This is a genomic window from Cellulomonas palmilytica, assembly GCF_021590045.1.
In the GTDB taxonomy this organism is placed as follows: domain Bacteria; phylum Actinomycetota; class Actinomycetes; order Actinomycetales; family Cellulomonadaceae; genus Cellulomonas; species Cellulomonas palmilytica.
The window spans coordinates 2,936,212-2,956,827 of record NZ_CP062221.1 but is presented as its reverse complement, the minus strand read 5'-3'; the positions used below and the strand labels follow the sequence as shown (position 1 = coordinate 2,956,827).

General features: G+C 74.4%; 20 protein-coding genes, 1 tRNA gene, 1 other RNA gene and 1 pseudogene. 14 read left to right on the top strand and 9 right to left on the bottom strand.

From position 1 onward, the window contains the following. Nucleotides 1-46: 46 nt before the first annotated feature. Complete coding sequence (aceE, locus tag F1D97_RS13330; RefSeq protein WP_236120978.1) at nucleotides 47-2,794, bottom strand: pyruvate dehydrogenase (acetyl-transferring), homodimeric type; 2,748 nt, start codon at nucleotides 2,792-2,794, stop codon at nucleotides 47-49. A gap of 353 nt (nucleotides 2,795-3,147) precedes the next feature. Between aceE and F1D97_RS13325 the strand changes: the two genes are divergently transcribed. From F1D97_RS13325 to F1D97_RS13285, 9 genes are all read left to right on the top strand, one after another. Further along, nucleotides 3,148-3,567 carry a DUF3052 domain-containing protein gene (locus tag F1D97_RS13325; protein ID WP_236120976.1) on the top strand — a complete coding sequence of 140 codons (420 nt, stop codon included), beginning with the start codon at nucleotides 3,148-3,150 and terminating at the stop codon, nucleotides 3,565-3,567. After that, entirely contained in the window at nucleotides 3,564-4,037 is a 474-nt protein-coding gene (locus tag F1D97_RS13320; protein WP_236120974.1) for a peroxiredoxin, read from the top strand. Before F1D97_RS13325 ends, F1D97_RS13320 begins: the two co-directional genes overlap by 4 nt. 139 nt (nucleotides 4,038-4,176) lie before the next feature. Further along, nucleotides 4,177-5,541, top strand: a complete 1,365-nt coding sequence (locus F1D97_RS13315) for a cystathionine beta-synthase (protein ID WP_236120973.1) — start codon at nucleotides 4,177-4,179, stop codon at nucleotides 5,539-5,541. A gap of 32 nt (nucleotides 5,542-5,573) precedes the next feature. Beyond that, complete coding sequence (locus F1D97_RS13310) at nucleotides 5,574-6,740, top strand: cystathionine gamma-synthase (protein WP_236120971.1); 1,167 nt, start codon at nucleotides 5,574-5,576, stop codon at nucleotides 6,738-6,740. A 71-nt stretch (nucleotides 6,741-6,811) separates the two neighbouring features. Beyond that, nucleotides 6,812-6,888: transfer RNA gene (locus F1D97_RS13305), tRNA-Val, on the top strand. A 60-nt stretch (nucleotides 6,889-6,948) separates the two neighbouring features. Next, the gene (locus F1D97_RS13300; RefSeq protein ID WP_236120969.1) at nucleotides 6,949-7,767 is read left to right on the top strand and encodes an MOSC domain-containing protein; all 819 of its coding nucleotides are present in this window, start codon (nucleotides 6,949-6,951) and stop codon (nucleotides 7,765-7,767) included. Between the two features lie 42 nt (nucleotides 7,768-7,809). Then, nucleotides 7,810-8,997: a Nif3-like dinuclear metal center hexameric protein gene (locus F1D97_RS13295; protein ID WP_236120968.1), complete on the top strand. Its 1,188-nt coding sequence runs from the start codon at nucleotides 7,810-7,812 to the stop codon at nucleotides 8,995-8,997. A gap of 63 nt (nucleotides 8,998-9,060) precedes the next feature. Beyond that, nucleotides 9,061-9,801 (top strand): zinc ribbon domain-containing protein, encoded by a 741-nt coding sequence (locus tag F1D97_RS13290; RefSeq protein ID WP_236120966.1) that lies wholly within the window; start codon nucleotides 9,061-9,063, stop codon nucleotides 9,799-9,801. Further along, nucleotides 9,801-10,973 (top strand): bifunctional RNase H/acid phosphatase, encoded by a 1,173-nt coding sequence (locus tag F1D97_RS13285; RefSeq protein ID WP_236120965.1) that lies wholly within the window; start codon nucleotides 9,801-9,803, stop codon nucleotides 10,971-10,973. The genes F1D97_RS13290 and F1D97_RS13285 overlap by 1 nt, the downstream gene beginning before the upstream one ends. Here the strand turns inward: F1D97_RS13285 and F1D97_RS13280 are convergent. The 3 genes from F1D97_RS13280 to F1D97_RS13270 are packed head-to-tail and all read right to left on the bottom strand — an operon-like array spanning nucleotide 10,970 to nucleotide 13,303. Beyond that, nucleotides 10,970-12,142 (bottom strand): SLC13 family permease, encoded by a 1,173-nt coding sequence (locus F1D97_RS13280; protein ID WP_236120963.1) that lies wholly within the window; start codon nucleotides 12,140-12,142, stop codon nucleotides 10,970-10,972. The genes F1D97_RS13285 and F1D97_RS13280 overlap by 4 nt on opposite strands. Beyond that, nucleotides 12,139-12,918 carry a YaaA family protein gene (locus tag F1D97_RS13275; RefSeq protein ID WP_236120961.1) on the bottom strand — a complete coding sequence of 260 codons (780 nt, stop codon included), beginning with the start codon at nucleotides 12,916-12,918 and terminating at the stop codon, nucleotides 12,139-12,141. The genes F1D97_RS13280 and F1D97_RS13275 overlap by 4 nt, the downstream gene beginning before the upstream one ends. Nucleotides 12,919-12,955: 37 nt before the next feature. After that, on the bottom strand, nucleotides 12,956-13,303 hold the full coding sequence (locus F1D97_RS13270; RefSeq protein ID WP_236120960.1) for a DUF6191 domain-containing protein: 348 nt from the start codon (nucleotides 13,301-13,303) through the stop codon (nucleotides 12,956-12,958). Between the two features lie 49 nt (nucleotides 13,304-13,352). On the opposite strand from F1D97_RS13270, the gene rnpB reads away from it, so the two are divergent. The 4 genes and pseudogenes from rnpB to F1D97_RS13250 all read left to right on the top strand — a co-directional run. Beyond that, nucleotides 13,353-13,750, top strand: an RNA gene (rnpB, locus tag F1D97_RS13265) — RNase P RNA component class A. Nucleotides 13,751-13,827: 77 nt separating this feature from the next. Next, complete coding sequence (locus F1D97_RS13260; protein ID WP_236120959.1) at nucleotides 13,828-14,460, top strand: hypothetical protein; 633 nt, start codon at nucleotides 13,828-13,830, stop codon at nucleotides 14,458-14,460. 79 nt (nucleotides 14,461-14,539) lie between these two features. Further along, complete coding sequence (locus F1D97_RS13255; protein WP_236120958.1) at nucleotides 14,540-15,331, top strand: YcnI family copper-binding membrane protein; 792 nt, start codon at nucleotides 14,540-14,542, stop codon at nucleotides 15,329-15,331. Nucleotides 15,332-15,458: 127 nt separating this feature from the next. Continuing rightward, nucleotides 15,459-15,626, top strand: a pseudogene (locus F1D97_RS13250) (copper resistance protein CopC); the annotation flags it as partial. Nucleotides 15,627-15,766: 140 nt separating this feature from the next. Here the strand turns inward: F1D97_RS13250 and F1D97_RS13245 are convergent. The 4 genes from F1D97_RS13245 to map form a co-directional block, all read right to left on the bottom strand. Beyond that, entirely contained in the window at nucleotides 15,767-16,867 is a 1,101-nt protein-coding gene (locus F1D97_RS13245) for a DUF817 domain-containing protein (RefSeq protein ID WP_236120956.1), read from the bottom strand. Nucleotides 16,868-16,941: 74 nt separating this feature from the next. After that, entirely contained in the window at nucleotides 16,942-17,748 is an 807-nt protein-coding gene (locus tag F1D97_RS13240) for an MBL fold metallo-hydrolase (RefSeq protein WP_236120955.1), read from the bottom strand. A 47-nt stretch (nucleotides 17,749-17,795) separates the two neighbouring features. Further along, nucleotides 17,796-18,551, bottom strand: coding sequence for a polyphosphate--glucose phosphotransferase (gene ppgK / locus F1D97_RS13235; protein WP_236120953.1), 756 nt, complete (start codon nucleotides 18,549-18,551; stop codon nucleotides 17,796-17,798). Next, nucleotides 18,548-19,411: a type I methionyl aminopeptidase gene (gene map / locus F1D97_RS13230; protein ID WP_236120951.1), complete on the bottom strand. Its 864-nt coding sequence runs from the start codon at nucleotides 19,409-19,411 to the stop codon at nucleotides 18,548-18,550. The genes ppgK and map overlap by 4 nt, the downstream gene beginning before the upstream one ends. Nucleotides 19,412-19,491: 80 nt before the next feature. Between map and F1D97_RS13225 the strand changes: the two genes are divergently transcribed. Continuing rightward, on the top strand, nucleotides 19,492-19,674 hold the full coding sequence (locus F1D97_RS13225) for an SPOR domain-containing protein (protein ID WP_236120950.1): 183 nt from the start codon (nucleotides 19,492-19,494) through the stop codon (nucleotides 19,672-19,674). Nucleotides 19,675-19,728: 54 nt separating this feature from the next. Here F1D97_RS13225 and panB read toward each other — a convergent pair whose 3' ends face one another. Continuing rightward, nucleotides 19,729-20,541 (bottom strand): 3-methyl-2-oxobutanoate hydroxymethyltransferase, encoded by an 813-nt coding sequence (panB, locus tag F1D97_RS13220; RefSeq protein WP_236120948.1) that lies wholly within the window; start codon nucleotides 20,539-20,541, stop codon nucleotides 19,729-19,731. Nucleotides 20,542-20,616: the final 75 nt, after the last annotated feature.

Here is a 20,616-nt window from a genome sequence, read left to right as displayed (position 1 = left end):
CGACGATCGCTCGTCGGCCCCCTTCGCGCGTGTCAGGCGCGGACGGTCAGGAGTCGCCGCCCGTGTTGCCGGACGTGCCGGCGGTGACGTCGTGCAGGCGGTAGCGCTCGATCGCCTGCGCGGGCGCGTCGGCGGCCACGGCGCCCGAGCGCGCGAGCTGCTGCAGCACGCGCACCGCGGTCGACGGGCCGTCGATCTTGAAGTGCCGGCGGGCGGCGGCGCGCGTGTCCGAGAAGCCGAAGCCGTCGGCGCCGAGCGTCGCGTACGCGCCGGGCACCCACGCGCGGACCTGGTCGGCCACGAGGTGGTCGTAGTCCGTCGTCGCGACGAACGGCCCCTCGGCACCGGCGAGCTTCTGCGTGAGGTACGCCGTGCGCGGCTCCTCGCCCGGGTGCAGGAACGCGTGCTGGTCGGCCTCGAGCCCGTCGCGGCGCAGCTCGCTCCACGACGTCACGGACCACACCGCGGCGCGCACGCCCCAGTCCTCGGCGAGCAGCTTCTGCGCCTCGAGCGCCCACGGCACCGCGACGCCCGACGCGAGGATCTGGGCGCGCGGCCCGTCGCCCTCGGCGGGGGACAGCAGGTGGATGCCCTTGAGGATGCCTTCGACGTCCACACCCTCCGGCTCGGCCGGCTGCACGATCGGCTCGTTGTAGACCGTCAGGTAGTAGACGACGTCACGCTCGCGGCCGCCGTTGTCGGGCGCGTACATGCGCTCGATGCCGTCGCGCACGATGTGCCGGATCTCGTACCCGTAGGCCGGGTCGTAGTGGACGACGTGCGGCATGGCGCCCGCGATGAGCGGCGAGTGGCCGTCGGCGTGCTGCAGGCCCTCACCGGTCAGCGTGGTGCGGCCCGCGGTCGCGCCGATGAGGAAGCCGCGCGCCATCTGGTCACCGGCCGCCCAGAACTGGTCGCCCGTGCGCTGGAAACCGAACATCGAGTAGTAGAAGTAGAACGGGACCAGCGGCTCGCCGTGCGTCGCGTAGGACGTGCCGACCGCCTGGAACGCGGACGCGGAACCGGCCTCGTTGATGCCGGTGTGCATGATCTGCCCGGACTCGGACTCCTTGTAGCTCAGCATCAGGTCGCGGTCGACCGCGAGGTAGTGCTGACCCACCGTGTTGAAGATCTTCGCGCTCGGGAAGATCGAGTCCAGGCCGAACGTGCGGGCCTCGTCCGGGATGATCGGCACCAGGCGGTGGCCGAACTCCTTGTCCTTGAGCAGGTCCTTGAACAGGCGCACGAGCGCCATGGTCGTGGCGACCTCCTGCTGCCCCGAGCCCTTCTTCAGGCCGTCGTACTTCTCCGGCGCGGGGGTCGTGACCGGCTTGTGCGTCGAGCGGCGCTCGGGCACGAACCCGCCGAGCTGACGGCGGCGCTCCAGCATGTACTGGATCGCCTCGTCGTCGGCACCCGGGTGGTAGTACGGCGGGAGGTAGGGGTTCTCCTCGAGCTGCTCGTCCGTGAACGGGATGTGCAGCGTGTCGCGCAGGAGCTTGAGGTCGTCGATCTTGAGCTTCTTCATCTGGTGCGTCGCGTTGCGACCCGCGAAGCCCGAGCCGAGCCCGTAGCCCTTGATCGTGTGCGCCAGGATCACGGTCGGCTGGCCGGTGTGCTCACGCGCCGACTTGTAGGCCGCGTAGATCTTGCGGTAGTCGTGACCGCCGCGCTTGAGCGCCCAGATCTCGTCGTCCGTCATCTTCTCGACGAGCGCCTTGGTGCGCGGGTCGCGCCCGAAGAAGTGCTCGCGGATGAACGCGCCGTTCTCGGCGCGGTACGTCTGGAAGTCGCCGTCCGGCGTGATGTTCATCAGGTGGACGAGCGCGCGGTCCTTGTCGGCGTTGAGCAGGACGTCCCACTCGCGACCCCAGATGACCTTGATGACGTTCCAGCCGGCACCGCGGAACTCGGCCTCGAGCTCCTGGATGATCTTGCCGTTGCCGCGCACCGGGCCGTCGAGGCGCTGCAGGTTGCAGTTCACGACGAACGTCAGGTTGTCGAGGTTCTGCTGCGCCGCCAGGTGGATCAGGCCGCGCGACTCGGGCTCGTCCATCTCGCCGTCGCCCAGGAACGCCCACACGTCCTGCTGGCTCGTGTCCTTGATCCCGCGGTTGTGCAGGTAACGGTTGGTCCACGCCTGGTAGATCGCGCCCGACGGACCGAGACCCATCGACACGGTCGGGAACTCCCACAGGTCCGGCGCGAGGCGCGGGTGCGGGTAGGACGGCAGGCCGCCGCCCGGGTGCGACAGCTCCTGGCGGAACCCGTCGAGCTGGTGCTCGCTCAGGCGGCCCTCGAGGAACCCGCGGGCGTACACGCCGGGGGAGGCGTGGCCCTGGAAGTACACCTGGTCGCCGCCGCCCGGGTGGTCCTTGCCGCGGAAGAAGTGGTTGAGGCCGACCTCGTACAGCGTCGCCACGGACGCGTACGACGAGATGTGGCCGCCGACCCCGATGCCGGGGCGCTGCGCGCGCGTCACCATGACGGCCGCGTTCCAGCGGTTCCACGAGCGGTAGCGCCGCTCGATGACCTCGTCGCCGGGGAAGTACGGCTCGTTGTGCACCGCGATCGTGTTCACGTACGGCGTGTTGAGCGACGAGGGGATCGCCACGTTCCGCTCGCGCGCGTGGCGCAGCAGGCTCATGAGCACGTACCGCGCGCGCGGGCCGCCCTTGTCGTCGATGAGTCCGTCGAGGGACTCGACCCACTCCCCGGTCTCGTCGGGGTCGATGTCCGGTACCTGGCTGAGCAGGCCGCCGATGAGCGGGCCTGTCTCGTCGATCTGAGCCACCAGTGCTCCTCGCCTCTCGTCGGCGCACGGGCCGGATCGGCCACGGCGCACATCGTCGGCCCGGGCCCGAGCGCGGCTGGGTGCCGCGTGCACGGGGCGGGTAGTCCGCCCCATTCTCGGACCCTGACGGCCCGAAAGTCACACGCGGGTGATGTCTGGTGCACGTGATGTCCGTGACAGTTGCCCAGGGCCGGCCCGCCGCCGGCTCGACCGCGACGGGGTCGGCCGCACGGGACGACGCGAGGGCGTCGGTCGACTCTTGCCAGGTGGCGCGTGCTGCGGTGGGCTAGGTTGTGCGCACATCGGAAGGCTCCCGCAGGGGTGGGAACCGCGACGAAGGGATCGGACAGGACGTGTCAGCGAGTGCGGACGCCGGGCAGCAGCAGGCCGCCCGACTGGGATTCGCCGCGGGTCAGGTGATCCAGGAGCTCGGCTACGACGACGACGTCGACGAGGCCCTGCGCGAGGCGATCGAGGCGATCACGGGCGCCGAGATGGTCGACGAGGAGTACGACGACGTCACCGACGGTGCGGTCATCTGGTTCCGTGAGGACGACGGGGACCTGACCGACTACCTCGTCGACGCCATGACGGTGCTCGAGGACAACGGGCCGATCTGGGTGCTGTCGCCGAAGTCGGGCCGTGCGGGCCACGTGTCGCACTCCGACATCGAGGAGGCCGCGACCACGTCCGGCCTGCACGCGATGTCGACGTTCGCGATCGCGCCCGACTGGTCGGCGACGCGGCTCGGCACGCGCGGCCGCGGCAAGTGACCGCGACCGAGGCGCGCGCGCTCGTCGTCGGCGAGCCCGTGCCGGACTTCACGCTGACCGACACGCACGGGACGCCCGTCACACTGTCGGAGCTGCGCGGCGGCGCCGTGGCCGTCGTGTTCGTGCCGTTCGCGTTCTCGGGCATCTGCACGAGCGAGCTGTGCGAGCTGCGGGACAACCTCGCGGCGTTCGACGAGGCCGGCGTGCGGCTGCTCGTCGTCTCGTGCGACCCGATGTTCACGCTGCGGGCGTGGGCGGAGCACGAGGGCTACACGTTCGACCTGCTCTCCGACTTCTGGCCGCACGGCGAGGTCGCGCGCGCGTTCGGCGTGTTCGACGAGAGCACCGGCCACGCGCTGCGCGGGTCGTTCCTCGTGGACGCCCGCGGCGTGCTGCGGTGGAGCGTCGTCAACGCGCGCGGCCAGGCGCGTCCGCTCGTGGCCTACCGCGAGGCGCTCGCCGCGTTGTGAGCCCGCGCGGGTTACCGTGGACCCGTGCTGCGCTGCTGTCGTCCCTGATGCGTCCCGACGCGCCCCCGGCCACCCGGCCCCAGGGCGCCCCGACCCGATCAGCGCCTCGCGCCGAGCGAGCTGAGCAAGGACAGCAGCCATGAAGTACGCCAACCGCATCACCGACCTCGTCGGCGGCACGCCGCTCGTGCGCCTCCACGCCGTGACCGAGGGCATCGACGCGCTCGTGCTCGCCAAGGTCGAGTACCTCAACCCCGGCGGCTCGTCGAAGGACCGCATCGCGGCGCGCATCATCGACGCCGCCGAGCGTGACGGGCTCCTGAAGCCGGGCGGCACGATCGTCGAACCGACGAGCGGCAACACCGGGGTCGGGCTGGCCCTCGTCGCGCAGCAGCGCGGGTACCGCTGCGTGTTCGTCGTGCCGGACAAGGTCGGTGAGGACAAACGTGCGGTGCTGGCCGCGTACGGCGCGGAGGTCGTCGTGACGCCCACGTCGGTCGCGCCCGACGACCCGCGCTCCTACTACTCGGTCTCCGACCGGCTCGCCGCGGAGATCCCGGGCGCGTTCAAGCCGAACCAGTACGAGAACCCGAACGGCCCGCGCAGCCACTACGAGACCACCGGTCCGGAGATCTGGCAGGACACCGACGGGCGGGTGACGCACTTCGTCGCGGGCATCGGCACGGGCGGGACGATCAGCGGCACGGGCCGGTACCTCAAGGAGGTCTCGGACGGGGCCGTGCGGGTGGTCGGCGCGGACCCCGTCGGCTCGGTGTACTCGGGCGGGACGGGCCGGCCGTACCTCGTCGAGGGGGTCGGCGAGGACATCTGGCCCGGCGCGTACGACCCGACGGTCGTCGACGACGTCATCGCGATCCGCGACGCCGAGTCGTTCGAGCTCACGCGCCGGCTCGCGCGCGAGGAGGGGCTGCTCGTCGGCGGGTCGAGCGGCATGGCCGTGGCGGCCGCGCTGCGGGTCGCGCGCGGGCTGGGCGCGGACGACGTGGTCGTCGTGCTGCTGCCCGACGGCGGGCGCGGCTACCTCGGCAAGATCTTCGACGACGCCTGGCTGCGCAGCTACGGGTTCAGCGACCTGCCGGCCGAGCGAACCGTGCGGGACGTGGTCACGGCGAAGGACGGCTCGCTGCCCGCGCTGGTGCACGCGCACCCCGTCGACACCGTGCGCGACGCGATCGCGATGATGACGGAGTTCGGCGTCTCGCAGCTGCCCGTGCTGACCGCCGAGCCGCCCGTCGTGATCGGCGAGGTCGTCGGCGCGGTCGACGAGGAGTCCCTGCTCGAGAAGGTGTTCTCGGGCGAGGTCGAGATGGGCGACCCGGTCTCGGCCGTGCTCCAGGAGGGCCTGCCGCAGATCGGCGTCAACGAGTCGGTCGAGCAGGCGCGCAAGGCGCTCGGCACGGCCGGTGCGCTGCTCGTCGTCGACGAGGGCGCGCCCGTGTCGGTCCTCACGCGCGCCGACCTGCTGACGTTCCTGAGCCACTGAGCCGACCCCTGACGACACCGAGGAGTGCACGCATGAGCGACGCCCACGACCTGACCGGCGCGGGGTTCGAGACGCTCGCCATCCGCGCGGGGCAGGACCCGGACCCGACGACGGGCGCGGTCATCCCGCCGCTGCACCTGTCCTCGACGTTCGCGCAGGACGGCATCGGCAACCTGCGCGGCGGCTACGAGTACGGGCGCTCGGGCAACCCGACGCGCACCGCGCTCGAGACCCAGCTCGCGGCGCTCGAGGGCGGCACGCGCGCGCTGTCGTTCGCGTCGGGCCTCGCGGCCGAGGACGCGCTGCTGCGCGCGACGCTGCGACCCGGCGACGGCCTCGTCATCGGCAACGACGTCTACGGCGGGACGTACCGGCTCGTGTCGCGTGTGCTCGGCCCGTGGGGCGTGCAGCACCGCGTGGTGGACCTGACCGACCTCGACGCCGTGCGGGTCGCGCTCGAGGAGTCGGCGGCGAAGCTGCTGTGGGTCGAGACGCCCAGCAACCCGTACCTGCGCGTCAGCGACATCGCCGCGCTCGCCGACCTCGCGCACGCCCAGGGCGCGCTGCTCGTCGTCGACAACACGTTCGCGACGCCCGCCCTGCAGCGCCCGCTCACGCTGGGCGCGGACGTGGTCGTGCACTCGACCACCAAGTACCTGGGCGGGCACTCCGACGTCGTCGGGGGCGCCGTGGTGCTCAAGGACGACGAGCTCGCCGAGCAGGTGAAGTTCCTGCAGTTCGCCGCCGGTGCCGTGTCCGGCCCGCTCGACGCGTGGCTCACGACCCGCGGCATCAAGACGCTCGTCGTGCGCGTGCAGCGGCACTGCGAGAACGCGCTCGCGCTCGCGCAGCGCCTCGCCGAGCACCCGACGGTCGCGCGCGTGCACTACCCGGGCCTGCCCGACCACCCCGGGCACGCGCTCGCGGCGCGGCAGATGAGCGGGTTCGGGGGCATCGTGAGCCTCGAGCTCGCCGACGGCGCGGCCGCCCGGCGGTTCGCGGAGTCGACCGCGCTGTTCACGCTCGCCGAGTCGCTCGGTGGCGTGGAGTCGCTGGTCAACCACCCGGCGAGCATGACCCACGCGTCGGTCAAGGGCACCGAGCTCGAGGTGTCCGAGGCGGTCGTGCGGCTGTCCGTCGGGCTCGAGTCGGTGGCCGACCTCGTGGCCGACGTCGAGGCGGCGCTCGACCGCGTCTGAGCGGCTGCGCGGGGCACCCGAGGCTGCCGGTAGGCTGTGCCGCCGTCGGGCGCCCGGGCGCGCGGCAGCAGGGGCCTGTAGCTCAGCTGGTCAGAGCACCGCGCTTACACCGCGGGGGTCGCCGGTTCGAACCCGGCCGGGCCCACCACGCGGACACGGCGACGCGCGTGCCGCTCGACGAGCCCGCACGCGCGACGAGGAGGCGCCGATGAGCGACGGCCTGCGGGTCGCGTCCCTCGCGGTGCGGCCGGTGAAGTCGCTGCGCGGGGTCGAGGTCGAGCGGGTCGCGCTCGACCGGCTCGGGCCGCGGGGGGACCGGCGCTGGATGGTCGTCGACCTCGAGGGAGCGACGGTCACGGCGCGTGAGCTGCCCGCGATGCTGGGCATCACGGCGCGGCCGCTCGTCGGCGGCGTCGAGCTCACGGCCCGCGACCGCGCGCCCCTCGTCGTCCACGAGCCTCACGGCGGCGAGCGTGTCCCCGTGACGCTGTCCCGCGTGGGGGAGGCGACGGCGTGCGGGCCCGAGGCCGACGCGTGGCTGTCCGACGCGCTCGCGCGGCCCGTGCGGCTCGTCTGGCTGGACGACCCGGCGCGCCGCTCGGTCTCGCTGGACCACGGAGGTCGGCCGGGCGACCCGCTGTCGCTCGCCGACGCCGCGCCCGTGCACCTCACGACGACCGCGTCGCTCGCCGCGCTGAACCGTTGGCTGGCCGACGAGCAGGGCCACGCGCCGCTGCCGATGGAGCGGTTCCGGCCGACTCTCGTCGTCGACGGGGACCTCGAGCCGTTCGCGGAGGACCGCTGGTCGCGCGTGCGGGTCGGTGACGTGGTGCTCCGGTTCGCGGAGCGGTGCGACCGGTGCGTCATGACGACGGTCGACCTCGACACGCTGCGCACCGGCTCGGAGCCGACGCGCACGCTCGCTCGCCACCGCCGCGAGGACGGCAAGGTGTGGTTCGGCGTGCGGCTCGTGCCCGAGCAGGCGGGCGAGCTCGTCGTCGGCGCGCCCGTGGAGCCGCTGCCCTGACGTGCGACGTCGGCCCGGGCCCCGCGGGTAGCGTGATCGTCCGTGAACGCTCCTCGTCTGGCCGACGTCGTCCGGGTCCTCGAACGCCGCTACCCGCCGTCGAGCGCCGAGTCCTGGGACGCGGTCGGTCTCGTCACCGGCGACCCCGACCAGCCGGTGCGGCGCGTGCTGCTCGCCGTGGACCCCGTCGCGACGGTCGTCGACGAGGCGCTCGAGTGGGGTGCCGACCTCGTCGTGACGCACCACCCGCTGCTGCTCAAGGGCGTGAGCTCGATCGCCGCGACCACGTTCAAGGGAGCGGTGCTGCACCGGCTGGTGCGCGGCGGCTGCGCGCTGCTCGCCGCGCACACGAACGCCGACGCCGCGACGGACGGCGTCGCCGACGCGCTCGCGCAGGCGCTCGGGCTCGTCGACGTCGAGCCGCTGCTCGCCGACGCGGGACCGGCGCTCGACAAGCACGTGGTGTTCGTCCCCGTCGCCGACGCGCCGCGGGTGGTCGACGCGATGGCGCGCGCGGGTGCCGGCGCGCTCGGCGCGTACGAGCGGTGCGCGTGGACGACGACCGGCGAGGGCACGTTCACGCCCCAGCCCGGGGCGTCGCCCGCGATCGGGTCGGTCGGGACGCGCGAGGTCGTCGTCGAGGCACGCGTCGAGATGGTCGCCCCGCGGAGCGCTCGCGCCGGGGTGGTGGCGGCGATGCGCGCGGCGCACCCCTACGAGGAGCCCGCGTTCGACGTGCTCGAGACCGCGAGCCTGCCGGGCGGCACCGGGACCGGCCGCGTGGGGCGGCTCGCGGAGCCGACGACGCTGCGTGCGTTCGCGCAGCGCGCGGCGGACGCGACCCCCGCCACCGCGCAGGGCGTGCGGTTCGCGGGCGACCCGGACGGTCGCGTCGAGCGCGTCGCGGTCGTCGGCGGGTCGGGCGACCCGTTCTTCGACGCGGTGCGCGCCGCGGGCGCCGACGCGTACGTCACCGCGGATCTGCGCCACCACCCGGCCTCCGAGCAGCGCGAGCGCGCCGAGTTCGACGCGCGCGCCGGCCGACCCGCGACGCCCTACCTCGTGGACCTCGCGCACTTCGCGTCCGAGTGGCCGTGGCTGCAGCTCGCCGCGCGCGACCTGACGGCGGATCTGCAGGCCCAGGGCACTACGGTGGAGACCCGCGTGAGCGTGCGGTGCACCGACCCGTGGACGGGTCGAGTCGGCCGCACGGACGCGCGCACCAGCTAGCCCGGCTCGCCGGCGAGAGCCGACGACGACCCACGCGCCAGCCGCGTACCGGAAGGACTGCCCGTGCCCAACGCCCCCGCAGCGGACCAGCGACGACTCCTCGACGTGCAGGCGCTCGACACCCGCCTCGACCAGCTCGCGCACCGACGCCGCACGCTGCCCGAGCTCGCGCGGATCGCCGAGCTCGAGTCGCAGCTCGCGGACCTGCACACCGCGCTGGTCACCTCGCAGACCGCCGTGGCGGACCTGCGCCGCGAGCTCGCGAAGGCCGAGGCGGACGTGCAGCAGGTGCGGGACCGCGCGGCGCGCAACCAGGCGCGACTCGACGCGGGCCAGGGCTCCGCCAAGGACCTGCAGGCGCTGCAGCACGAGCTCGAGTCGCTCGCGAAGCGCCAGGGCGACCTGGAGGAGGTCGAGCTCGAGGTCATGGAGCGCCTCGAGGCGCACGAGGCCGCGCTCGCCGAGGTCACCGCCGCGCACACGCAGCTCGTGGACGGCAAGGTGCAGGTCGAGTCGGAGCGCGACGCCGCGTTCGCGCAGATCGACGCCGAGGTCGCGGGCGTGCAGTCCGAGCGCGCGACCGCCGCGGCCGGTCTCGACGCGGGCCTGACCGCCCTGTACGACCGCCTGCGGGGCCAGCTCGGCGGGCAGGGCGCCGCGGCGCTGCGCGGCCGCCGCTGCGAGGGCTGCCGCCTCGAGCTCAACCCGCTCGACCTCGACGCCATCAAGGCGAAGCCCGAGGACGCCGTCGTCCGCTGCGAGGAGTGCGGCCGCATCCTGGTCCTGCTGCCCGAGGACCACTGATGCGGCGGCTCGTCGTCGAGGCCGACGGGGGCTCGCGCGGCAACCCGGGCCCGGCGGGGTACGGCGCCGTGGTCCGCGACGCGGCGAGCGGCGAGGTCCTCGCGGAGCGCGCCGACTACCTCGGGATCACGACGAACAACGTCGCCGAGTACTCGGGGCTCGTCGCGGGACTGCGCGCGGCGGTCGCGATCGACGCCGACGCGCAGATCGAGGTCCGGATGGACTCGCAGCTCGTCATCCGGCAGATGAGCGGCGAGTGGCAGATCAAGCACGACGACATGCGCCGGCTCGCCGCGGAGGCGCGCGCGCTCGTCGGCGCCCGGAAGGTCGTCTGGACCTGGGTGCCGCGCGCGGAGAACGCCGCCGCGGACCGGCTCGCCAACCGCGCGATGGACTCGCGCGCCGCGGTGGTCACGGACGCGTCGTCGTCGACGCCGCGCGCCACACCGCACGCCTCGTCGGGCGCGCCCACGGGACGGCAGCGGCGACCCGGCCCGTCGGGCGCGGGCGTGCGGTTCGACGACGACCAGCCCGTCACCGTGGTGCTCGTGCGGCACGGCGAGACCGCGATGACGGTCTCGCGCGGCTACTCCGGCTCGAGCGAGCCCGGCCCGCCGCTGAACGAGCGAGGTCGCGCGCAGGCGCGTGCGGCCGCGGCGCTCGTCGACCGCGTGGGGCGCGACCTGTGGGGCGACATCGAGTACCCGAGCGAGATCGTCGCGTCGCCGATGGTCCGCACGCAGGAGACCGCGCGGATCGTCGCCGAGCGGCTGGGACTGCCCGTGCGGACCGAGGAGCGCGTCAAGGAGGCCGACTTCGGCGCGTGGCAGGGACTGACCGCCGAGCAGATCGAGGAGCGCTGGCCGGGGACGATCGAGCCGTGGCACACGCTCGCGACCGTCCGTCCTCCGGGCGGCGAGTCGGTGGTCGACGTGGGGGAGCGCCTGCGGTCGGTGTACGACGACCTGCTCGCCGGCGGCGGCGGGCGCACGGTCGTCGTCGTGTCGCACGCGGTGGCGATCCGCGCCGCGCTCGGGCTGGCGATGGGCGCGAACCCCGGTTCGTGGAGCCAGCTGCGCGTCTCGCCCGCGTCGGTGAGCATCGTGCGGCTGTACGCCGACCGGCGCCACGAGATCGCGGTCGCGGGGGCGCCGAGCGAGGGCTGGTCCTAGGACGTCGCGACGAGCGCCGCGACCGACGCGACGAGCGCGAGCGGAGCGAGCAGCAGACCCTGGCGCGCGATCGTCGCGGCCGGCACGGCGAGCAGCACCTGGCGGCACCGCTGCCACCACAGGACCGTCGCGAGCGACCCCCATGGCGTGAGGATCGGCGCGACGCCCGTGCCGACGAGCAGCGCGGCGATGCGCAGCGGGTCGCCCGCCGTCGTCGGGTCGAGCGCGAGGAACGCGGGCAGGTTGTTGATCCCGTTCGACGCGAGCGCACCGACGGCCGCGAGCCGCAGCAGGTCCAGCGGGGCGTGCCCGTCCCCGGCGGCGCGGTGCAGCACGTCGGCGAGTCCGTGCGCGTGCGCGGTCGCGACGAGCACGAACAGCCCCGCGACGACGAGCAGCGTCCGCCACGGCACCATGTCGGCGGGCTCGACGGGCAGCGGTCGGCGCCGGGCGAGCGTCACGACGAGCAGCACGACCGCCGTCACGCACGCGGCGAGCGCGGGCGTGACGCCGACGACGAACGCGACGGCCATCGCGGCCACCGCGACCCCGGTCACGCGCAGCAGGAGCGGGTCGGGGGACTCCGGCATCGCGACCGGCTCGTACCGCCCGCGGATCGCGGCACGGTCCCGCACGGCCAGCACGACGACCGTCACGACGATCGCCGCGAGCGCGGGCGCCCCCATGAGCGTGAGGTAGTCGGTGCCCGAGCGGCGGATCTCGTGGTCGGCGAGCAGGTTGGTGAGGTTCGAGACGGGCAGGACGAGCGACGCCGTGTTCGCGAGCGCGACGACGGCGAGCGCGAACGGCAGCGGCGAGGTCCGCGTGTGGCGCGCGAGGGCGATGACGACGGGCGTGAGGAGCACCGCGGTCGTGTCGAGCGACAGCACGGCGGTCGTCGCCGTCGCGAGCACCACGACCCCTGCCCACAGGACCCAGCGCCGGCCGCGCGCGGCGCGCGCAGCGAGGGCCGCGGCCGCGGCGAACAACCCCGCCCCGGCGCACAGCTCGGACACGACGGTCAGCGCGGCGACGAACAGCAGCACCGGACCGGTGCGCTCGGCGAGCGCGGCCGCGTCGTCCCGCGGCAGCCACCCGGTGGCGACGACGACCACCGACACGACGAGCGCGACCGCCCACCACGGGCGGCCACGGGGCGGGGTGCTCACCCCACCACGAGCGTGAGCGTGCGCGGGCCGCGTGCGCGCGCCTCGCCCAGCTCGACGCCTAGCAGCTCCGCACCGACCAGCTCGGACGCCGCGTGCGCGAGCCCGTCGGCATCACGCGGCGGCTGCGCGCGGCGCGTCAGCAGGTGCCGCGCGAGGACGCCGCGCGCGTGCTTCGCGTTGTGCGACACCACTGACCGCTTCCCGGCGAGCTCGCGCTCGACGCGCACGGCCACCCAGTCCGCACCGGCGGGCGGGCGCCACATCGCGACGTAGTCGGCCGAGCGCCCGTCGACGACGAGCGCGCCGTCCGCCTCGGCGTCCAGCACGTCGGGGAGCGCGGCACGCCACGCCGCCGCGAGCGGCCCGATCCCGGGCAGGTCGACACCCCCGGACAGGCGGTACGCCGGCACCGCGTCCTCCGGGGTCACGACACCCCACAGCCCGGAGAAGATCCGCACGCACGCCGCGGCTCGTCGTCGCTGCGCGGGCGTCAGGTCGTCGAGCCCCGCCGCTGCGTACAGCACGCCCGTGTACACGCCGCGCGCGGGCGCGGCGGGTGCCTCGCGCAGCCCGACGTTGCGCGCGACCTCGTCGGCCAGGCCGGGCGAGACGTGCAGCACGTCGGTCGCGTCCGGTCGGGCCGAGACCTCGACGAGCGCGTCGAGCACCTTCGCGCGCAGCGGGTTCAGCGCCGGCGAGGACAGCGAGTCGAGGGCGACCGGGGCGCCGCGGCGCGGCGCGGTCTTGCCCTCGGACGGGGGGAGCAGCAGGAGCACCGGACGACTGTAGGCCGCCTCGGCCGTGCGGCCTCGCTCAGTCCGCGCGCGGCGCGGAGTGATGTGCGTCGTCCTCGCCCGACCGCGGGGCCTCGGGTCGCAGCACGACCGTCCCGGAGTCGAGGTCGAACGGCGGGGCGTCGTCACCCGCGTAGTGGATGTCGAGGCGCTGGCGCTCCTTCTCGGCGGTCAGGTGCTCCCGGTTCGGCTGGAACAGGTCTCCCAGCGAGTCGAACAACCCGCCGACCGTGCTCCCCACGTCCGTGCGCACCGGGCGTGGGCGGTCCAGGAACCGGTCGAGCCGCCCGCTCGCGACCAGCCGGTCGGCCACGACGAGCAACGCGACGACCACCGCGATGCCGACGACCCAGGCGACCCAACCCATGCGCCCATGCTTCCACGCGCCCGGGACGTGCGTAGACTCGTCGCGCGGATGAGTCAGCCAGGCGGCCGCGTCGGTGAGGTCCTCGGACCGCACCGCCGAGGAACGTCCGGGCTCCGCAGGGCAGGGTGGTGGGTAACGCCCACCCGGGGTGACCCGCGGGACAGTGCCACAGAGAACAGACCGCCACGACGAGCCGGTTCGCCGGCTCTGACGGGGTAAGGGTGAAACGGTGGTGCAAGAGACCACCAGCGCACCGGGTGACCGGTGCGGCTCGGCAAACCCCACCCGGAGCAAGACCAGACAGGGAGCGTTCGAGGGCGGCCCGCCCGAGCTCCCGGGTAGGTCGCTGGAGGCGTGCGGCAACGTACGTCGTAGATGGATGGCCGCCACCCGTGCGCGGGCGACTGCGCACGGGGACAGAACCCGGCGTACCGGCTGACTCATCCGCCTAACCGTTGAGGTGCGGTCGTCGTCACACCTCACGGTGAGGACCTTGGTCCCGTGCGCGGGCTAGCGTTCGGGACATGACCAGGGCGTCGTCCGCACCAGCGCGTCTCGCGCGGGCGGTGGCGCTGTCGGTCCTGGTGGTCGCGCTCGCCACGGTCGGGCACGGGCTCGGCGGGGGACTCGCCCCGCAGCCGGGCCTCGTCGTGGCGCTCGTCGCGCTGTCGCTGCCCGTGACCGTGCTGGTGTGCGGTCGGCCCGTCGGGCGTGTGGTCGCGCTCGCGGTGCTCGGTGTCGGGCAGCTGCTGCTGCACGGGGCGTTCTCCGTCGTCGGCTCGTGCGGGGCGTCGGTCGTCGACGTCGGTGCGCACGCGCACCACGGGGGTACGCACCTGCAGCACGCGTGCGCGGCCGGGGTCGACGCGGCCGGTGGGTCGCTCGTCAGCGGCTCCGGGATGCTCGCGTGGCACGTGCTCGCGACGCTCGCCACGGCGCTCGTCGTCGCGGGTGTCGAGCGAGGCGTCCGGCACGTCGCCGCGGTGCTCGCACCGTTGTTCCGTGCACCGGCCGCGCTCGTCGCACCCGTGCTGGTGCGGATGCTGCCCGCCGACGAGCCCGACCTGCGGGTCGCGTCGCTGCACCTGCGCGGGACGCCCGCGCGGCGCGGCCCCCCGGGGGTGGCGTTCCCGCCCACCGGCACACCGAGGACCTGACGCGCCGACCGCGCGCGGCCCCGGTGCGCCGCACCGACCCCGCCGCACCGCGGCCCGCTCGTGAAGGACCCCTCGTCCCATGCACCTCCTCCGCCGTACCACCGCGCGCCCTGACGCGCCCCGGACCGCTCGACGCACCGCCCTCCGGCGCGGCGTCACCGCCCTCACCGCCGCCGTCCTCGTGGGCGGCGCGCTCGTCGTCGGCCTGCCCACCGCCGCCTCCGCGCACGTACGCGTGCTGCCCGACACCACCGCCGCGGGCGCGTGGGCGGCCCTGACGTTCCGCGTGCCGAACGAGTCCACCACCGCGACGACCGTCGCCGTCTCGGTCGAGCTGCCCACGGACACGCCGCTGCTGTCCGTGTCCACGAAGCCCGTGCCCGGCTGGACCGCGACCGTCGAGAAGGGCGACCTGCCCGAGCCCGTCGACCTGCACGGCACGACGGTCACGCAGGCGCCGGTCCGTGTGACGTGGGAGGCCGAGGACGGCACCGGCGTCGCCGCAGGCCAGTTCCAGGAGTTCGCGATCTCCGCCGGCCCGCTCCCGGAGGAGATCGGCGCGCTCGTCGTGCTCCCCGCGGACCAGACCTACTCGGACGGCACGGTCGTGAGCTGGGACGAGGTCGCCGAGGGCGACGACGCGCCGGAGCACCCGGCGCCCTCCTTCGTCGTGACCGCGGGTCAGGACGAGCACGCGGACGAGGGCGGTGCGGACGACGCCTCCGACGTGTCGGCGGCGGCTGTGCCCGCAAAGACGTCCACGGGTGACGGCGTCGCACGCGCCCTGGGCGCCACCGGGCTCGCGCTGGGTATCGTCGCGGTGGTCGTCGCCGTGACCGGTCGTCGGTCGGCACCCGTCGGGAAGGAGTGACGTGCGCACCCTGCGTGCCCTCGTGGGCCTCGTCGCGACCGGTCTGCTGCTCGTCGGGGGAGCGACCGCGAGCTCCGCGCACGACACACTGCTGTCGACCGACCCGCCCGACGGCGCGACGCTCCCGATGGCACCCGACGCGGTCACGCTGACGTTCTCGTCGCCCGCGCTGGCGATGGGGACTCGCGTCGTCGTCCTCGCGCCCGACGGCCGTGACGTCGCGGACGGCGAGCCGCAGCTCGTCGACGCGACCGTGACGCAGGCGCTGTCCGGGGAGCTGCCCGCGGGCCGCTACACCGTGCAGTGGCGCGTCACCTCCGCCGACGGCCACCCCGTCGACGGGACGTTCGCGTTCGTCGCGGCGGACAGCGGCGGGGCGCCCGCCCCGACGCCCACCGAGGCACCGACGACGGCCGCGCCCAGCCCGAGCGCGGATCAGACCGTCGCGCCGTCCCCGACCCCGTCGGCGCTGCCGACCATCGACCCGGGCCCGCGCGGCGGTGGCCCCGCGGCGTTCGTCGTCGGAGCGCTGTTCGCCCTGGTCGCGGCCGTCGCCGTCGTCGCGGTGCTGTCCGTGCGTCGTCGCCGTCCCTGACGCCGCACCTCGTCCCGCGCCGCGCCGGCGGTCCCCGAGCCGTCCGGCGCGCGCGGGACGTGCACCCACGTCACGAGCACGACCGAGATCACCAGCAGCAGGAACCACGCGACGAGCTTGTGCGGCGAGACCAGGTGCCAGCCCGCGGCCTGCGCCGGGTACAGCCACGCGCCCGCGAACGTCGCCAGGTTCTCCGCGACCCAGATCACCGCTGAGACCAGGCCGAACGCCACCAGCACAGGCATGCGCACGACGCGCGTCAGGACGCGCACGTGCATCACGCAGCGTGCCCAGACCGCCACGACCGCGGCCACCAGCGCCCAGCGCGCGTCCCACCACCAGTGGTGCGTGAAGAAGTTGGCGTAGATCGCGGCCGCGACGAGCGCCGTGACCCAGCGGCGCGGGTAACGCGCGAAACGCAGGTCGAAGATGCGCATGACGCGCACCAGGTACGAGCCGACCGCGCCGTACATGAACCCCGAGAACAGCGGCACCGCGCCGAGCCGCAGCACGCCGTCCGCGGCGTACGACCACGAGCCGACGTCGGTCTTGAACAGCTCCATCGCCGTCCCGACGACGTGGAAGACGCCGACCACGCGCAGCTCCGCGACCGTCTCCAGGCGCGTGGCGAGCATGCCCACCTGCAGCGCGAGCGCCGCGAGCGTCAGGAAGTCGTTGCGCGCGAGCGGCACGTCGTCCGGGTACCACAGGCGCGTCGCGAGGATCACCGCGAGCAGCAGGCCGCCGAACAGGCACGCCCACGTCTGCTTGAGCGTGAACACGACGAGCGCGACGGACCACGCGCGCGGACCGTCCGCCGGCAGCCGGGCGAGCCGCCGGTGCGCCGCGGCGTCGATGCGCTGCTCCACCGCGGTGAAGCCGCGCTCCACCGCGGACCGGGCGTGGGCCAGCGGGGCGACGATGCGCCGGGGGAGCAGCACGCGACCACCTCACCACGGCGTGCGCCGGCCGCGAGGCCGGTCCGTGTGGAGGTTCCGGGTGGGGACCGGGCAGGTCAGGGGCGCACCAGCCGACGCTGCCGGGCGTCGACGTCGCGTTGCCACGACGACGACAGGCGGGGGTCGGGCGAGCACGTGGGGGCCGGCTCCGTGAGCCCCGCGACGTACGCACGGTCGGCCGCGACGCGCGCGTCCAGCGGGCCGGGAGAGCCGTGGCCGGGGACGACGAGGTCCGCGCCCGACGCGGCGAGCGCGTCGAGGGCCGCGGCGTAGTCGCCCAGCGGGTCCTCCGCGTCCTCGTCGAGCAGCGGGACCTCGACGTCGCTCAGCATGTCGCCCGCGACGAGCACGCCCGCGTCCGGGAGCAGCAGCGCGCCGTGCCCCGGGGCGTGCGCGCGGTGCGCGAGGACCAGCACGCGCGGTCCGGCCCAGCCGATCGCGGCCGTGTCGAGCGCACGCCAGCCGGGCGGCGCGTCGGGCGGAGCGGGCAGGAACGGTGCGGGCGAGGGCGTCGGAGCCAGTTGGGCCGGGGCGTCGCCCGGCCGGGAACGCAGGACGCGCGCGAGCTCGTCGTCGGCGTCCCGCGCGGCGGCGAGCGCCGCGGCCTCGTCGCCGCTGTGCTCGTCGTCGCGGCCGACGGCCCAGCGCGGGACACCCGCGAACGCCGGCCCGTCCAGGCGGTGGTCCCAGTGCGGGTGCGTCGACCACACGGCGACCGTGCGCCACGCGTGTGCCGACACGGCCGCGCCCAGCGCCGCGACCTCGTCGGCCGTCACGCCCGGGTCGACCACCAGGCATGCGCCGCCGGACCCGACGAGCACGCTCGTCGTGGTCGCGTAGACCGCGCTCGTCGCGACGAGCACGCCCGGCGCGACCTCGACGAGACGCGGCCCTGCCGAGCCCAGCGGGGTCAGTCCTTCTCTGCGGCCGCGGCGAGCGCCGCCGCCCCCACGATGCCCGCGGCGTTGCGCAGCTCCGCCGGGACGATGCGCGTGCGCAGGTCCAGCAGTGGCAGGAACTTCTCGTGGTGCTTGCTCACGCCGCCGCCGACCACGATGAGGTCCGGCCAGAACAGGTTCTCCACCACCGTGAAGTAGCGCTGCAGCCGCTGCGCCCACTGCGGGAAGTCGAGGTCCTCGCGGTCCCGCGCCGCGTCGGACGCGCGCGACTCCGCGTCGTGCCCGTCGATCTCCAGGTGCCCCAGCTCGGTGTTCGGCACCAGGTGACCGTCGACGACGAGCGCCGAGCCGATGCCCGTACCGAGCGTCACGACGAGCACCACACCGTCCACGCCCTTCGCCGCGCCGTAGCGCGCCTCGGCGTAGCCCGCGGCGTCCGCGTCGTTGACCGCGACCACGTGCCGGCCCGTCGCCTCCGCGAACAGCTTCTGGGCGTTCGTGCCGATCCACGAGTCGTCGACGTTCGCGGCGGACTGCGCGACGCCGTGCAGCATCACCGCGGGGAACGTCACGCCGATCGGCACGTCCTTGCCCAGGTCGAACGAGTCGACGATCTCGCCGACCGTCCGTGCGACCGCGTCCGGCGTCGCCGGCTGCGGGGTGGGGATGCGCAGCCGGTCGTCGGCGAACGCCCCCTTTTTGAGGTCCACGGGGGCGCCCTTGATGCCGCTGCCGCCGATGTCGATGCCGAACGCTCGCTTGCTCATGGCAGTGTCAGGATCTCCGCTCCGTCGTCCGTGACCAGCAAGGTGTGCTCGAACTGCGCGGAGCGGCGGCCGTCGGCCGTCAGGACCGTCCAGTCGTCGTCCCACATCACCCAGTCCGGCGTGCCGAGGTTGAGCATGGGCTCGATGGTGAACACCATGCCGGGCTCGATGACCGTGTCGTACTGCGGTGCCGAGTCGTAGTGCGGGACCACGAGGCCCGTGTGGAACGCCGTTCCCACGCCGTGCCCCGTGTAGTCGCGCACCACGCCGTACCCGAATCGTGCTGCGTACTTCTCGATCACGCGACCGATGACGTTGATCTCGCGCCCCGGCTTGACCGCCTTGATCGCGCGCTCGAGCGACTCCCGCGTGCGCTCGACCAGCAGGCGTGACTCCTCGTCGACGTCGCCCGCGAGGAACGTCGCGTTGTTGTCGCCGTGCACGCCGCCGATGTACGCGGTGATGTCGACGTTCACGATGTCGCCGTCCCGCACGACCGTCGAGTCCGGGATGCCGTGGCAGATGACCTCGTTGAGGCTCGTGCACAGGGACTTCGGGAAGCCCCGGTAGCCGAGCGTCGACGGGTACGCACCGTGGTCGAGCAGGAACTCGTGACCGATGCGGTCGAGCTCGTCGGTCGTCACGCCCGGCCGCACGTGCGCGCCGACCTCGGCGAGCGCCTGCGCCGCGAGGCGCGCCGCGACCCGGATCCGCGCGACCGTCTCGTCGTCCAGCACGTCGGGCCCGTGGTACGGCGTCGGTGCCGGCTTGTCCACGTACTCGGGGCGGGCGATGGTGGAGGGGACGGCACGACGCGGGCTGATCGTGCCCGGGACGAGCGCGGAGCGGACGGGCGACATGCCTGGCAGTCTACGGACCGGGCACGACGACGAGCCCCCCGACGTGCGGCCCGACGTGCAGGGACGAGGAAGGAGCCGGCGTGAGCGACGACGCGAAGCAGTACTGGTACAACACCGCGACCGGGCAGGTCGAGGAGGGTCAGCGCAGCGACTGGAGCAAGGTCATGGGCCCGTACCCCACGCGCGAGGCGGCGCAGCACGCGCTCGAGCAGGCGCGCGCCCGGACGGCCGCGTGGGACGCGCAGGACGAGGCCGAGCGCTGACGCGCGGATGACCGGACCGGGCCGCCCGCGCACGTCCGCGGGCGGCCCGTCCCGTCACTTCTCGAAGCTGTGCGCCGCGTCGGGGAACGCGCCCGAGCGGACCTCGTCGACGTACGCCGTCGCCGCCGCGCGCAGCGCAGCACCCACCTCGCCGAACCGCTTGGCGAACCGCGGCGACCAGTCGCCCATGCCCGCCATGTCGACCCAGACCAGCACCTGGCCGTCGCACTCCGCGCCCGCGCCGATGCCGATCGTCGGGATCGCGACGATCTCCGTGATGCGCGCCGCGACGGGCGCCGGGACCATCTCGAGGACCACGGCGACCGCACCGGCGTCCGCGACCGCGAGCGCGTCCTCGGACAGCTCCTCGGCGGCCACGTCACCGCGGCCCTGGACGCGCGGGCCGCCCAGCAGGTTCTCGGACTGCGGCGTGTAGCCCAGGTGGCCGACGACCGGGATGCCCGCCGTCGTGATCGCGCGGATCTGCGCGGCCGATCGCTTCCCGCCCTCGAACTTGACCGCGTCCGCGCCGGTCGCCTTCATGACCCGGACAGCGGTCTCGAGCGCCTGCTGCGGCCCCGACTCGTACGAGCCGAACGGGAGGTCGACGACGACGAACGCGCGCTTGGCCGCGCCCGCGACCGCGCGCGCCGGCGGGATCATGTCCTCGACCGTGACCGGCAGCGTCGTGGCGTGCCCGTGCATCGTGTTCCCGATCGAGTCGCCGACGAGCAGCATGTCGACGCCGGCCTCGTCGAAGATCCGCGCCGTGACCGCGTCGTACGCCGTGAGCATCGTGAGCCGCTCACCGCGCTCCTTCGCGGCCCGCAGGTGGTGCACCCGCACGCGCTTGCTGGTCTCGCTCATCGTCGCTCCGTTTCGTACGTCCCGCGGACGTGGGGGTCGGGGGTGGTGCGTCGTCGTGCTGGGTCGTCGTGCTGG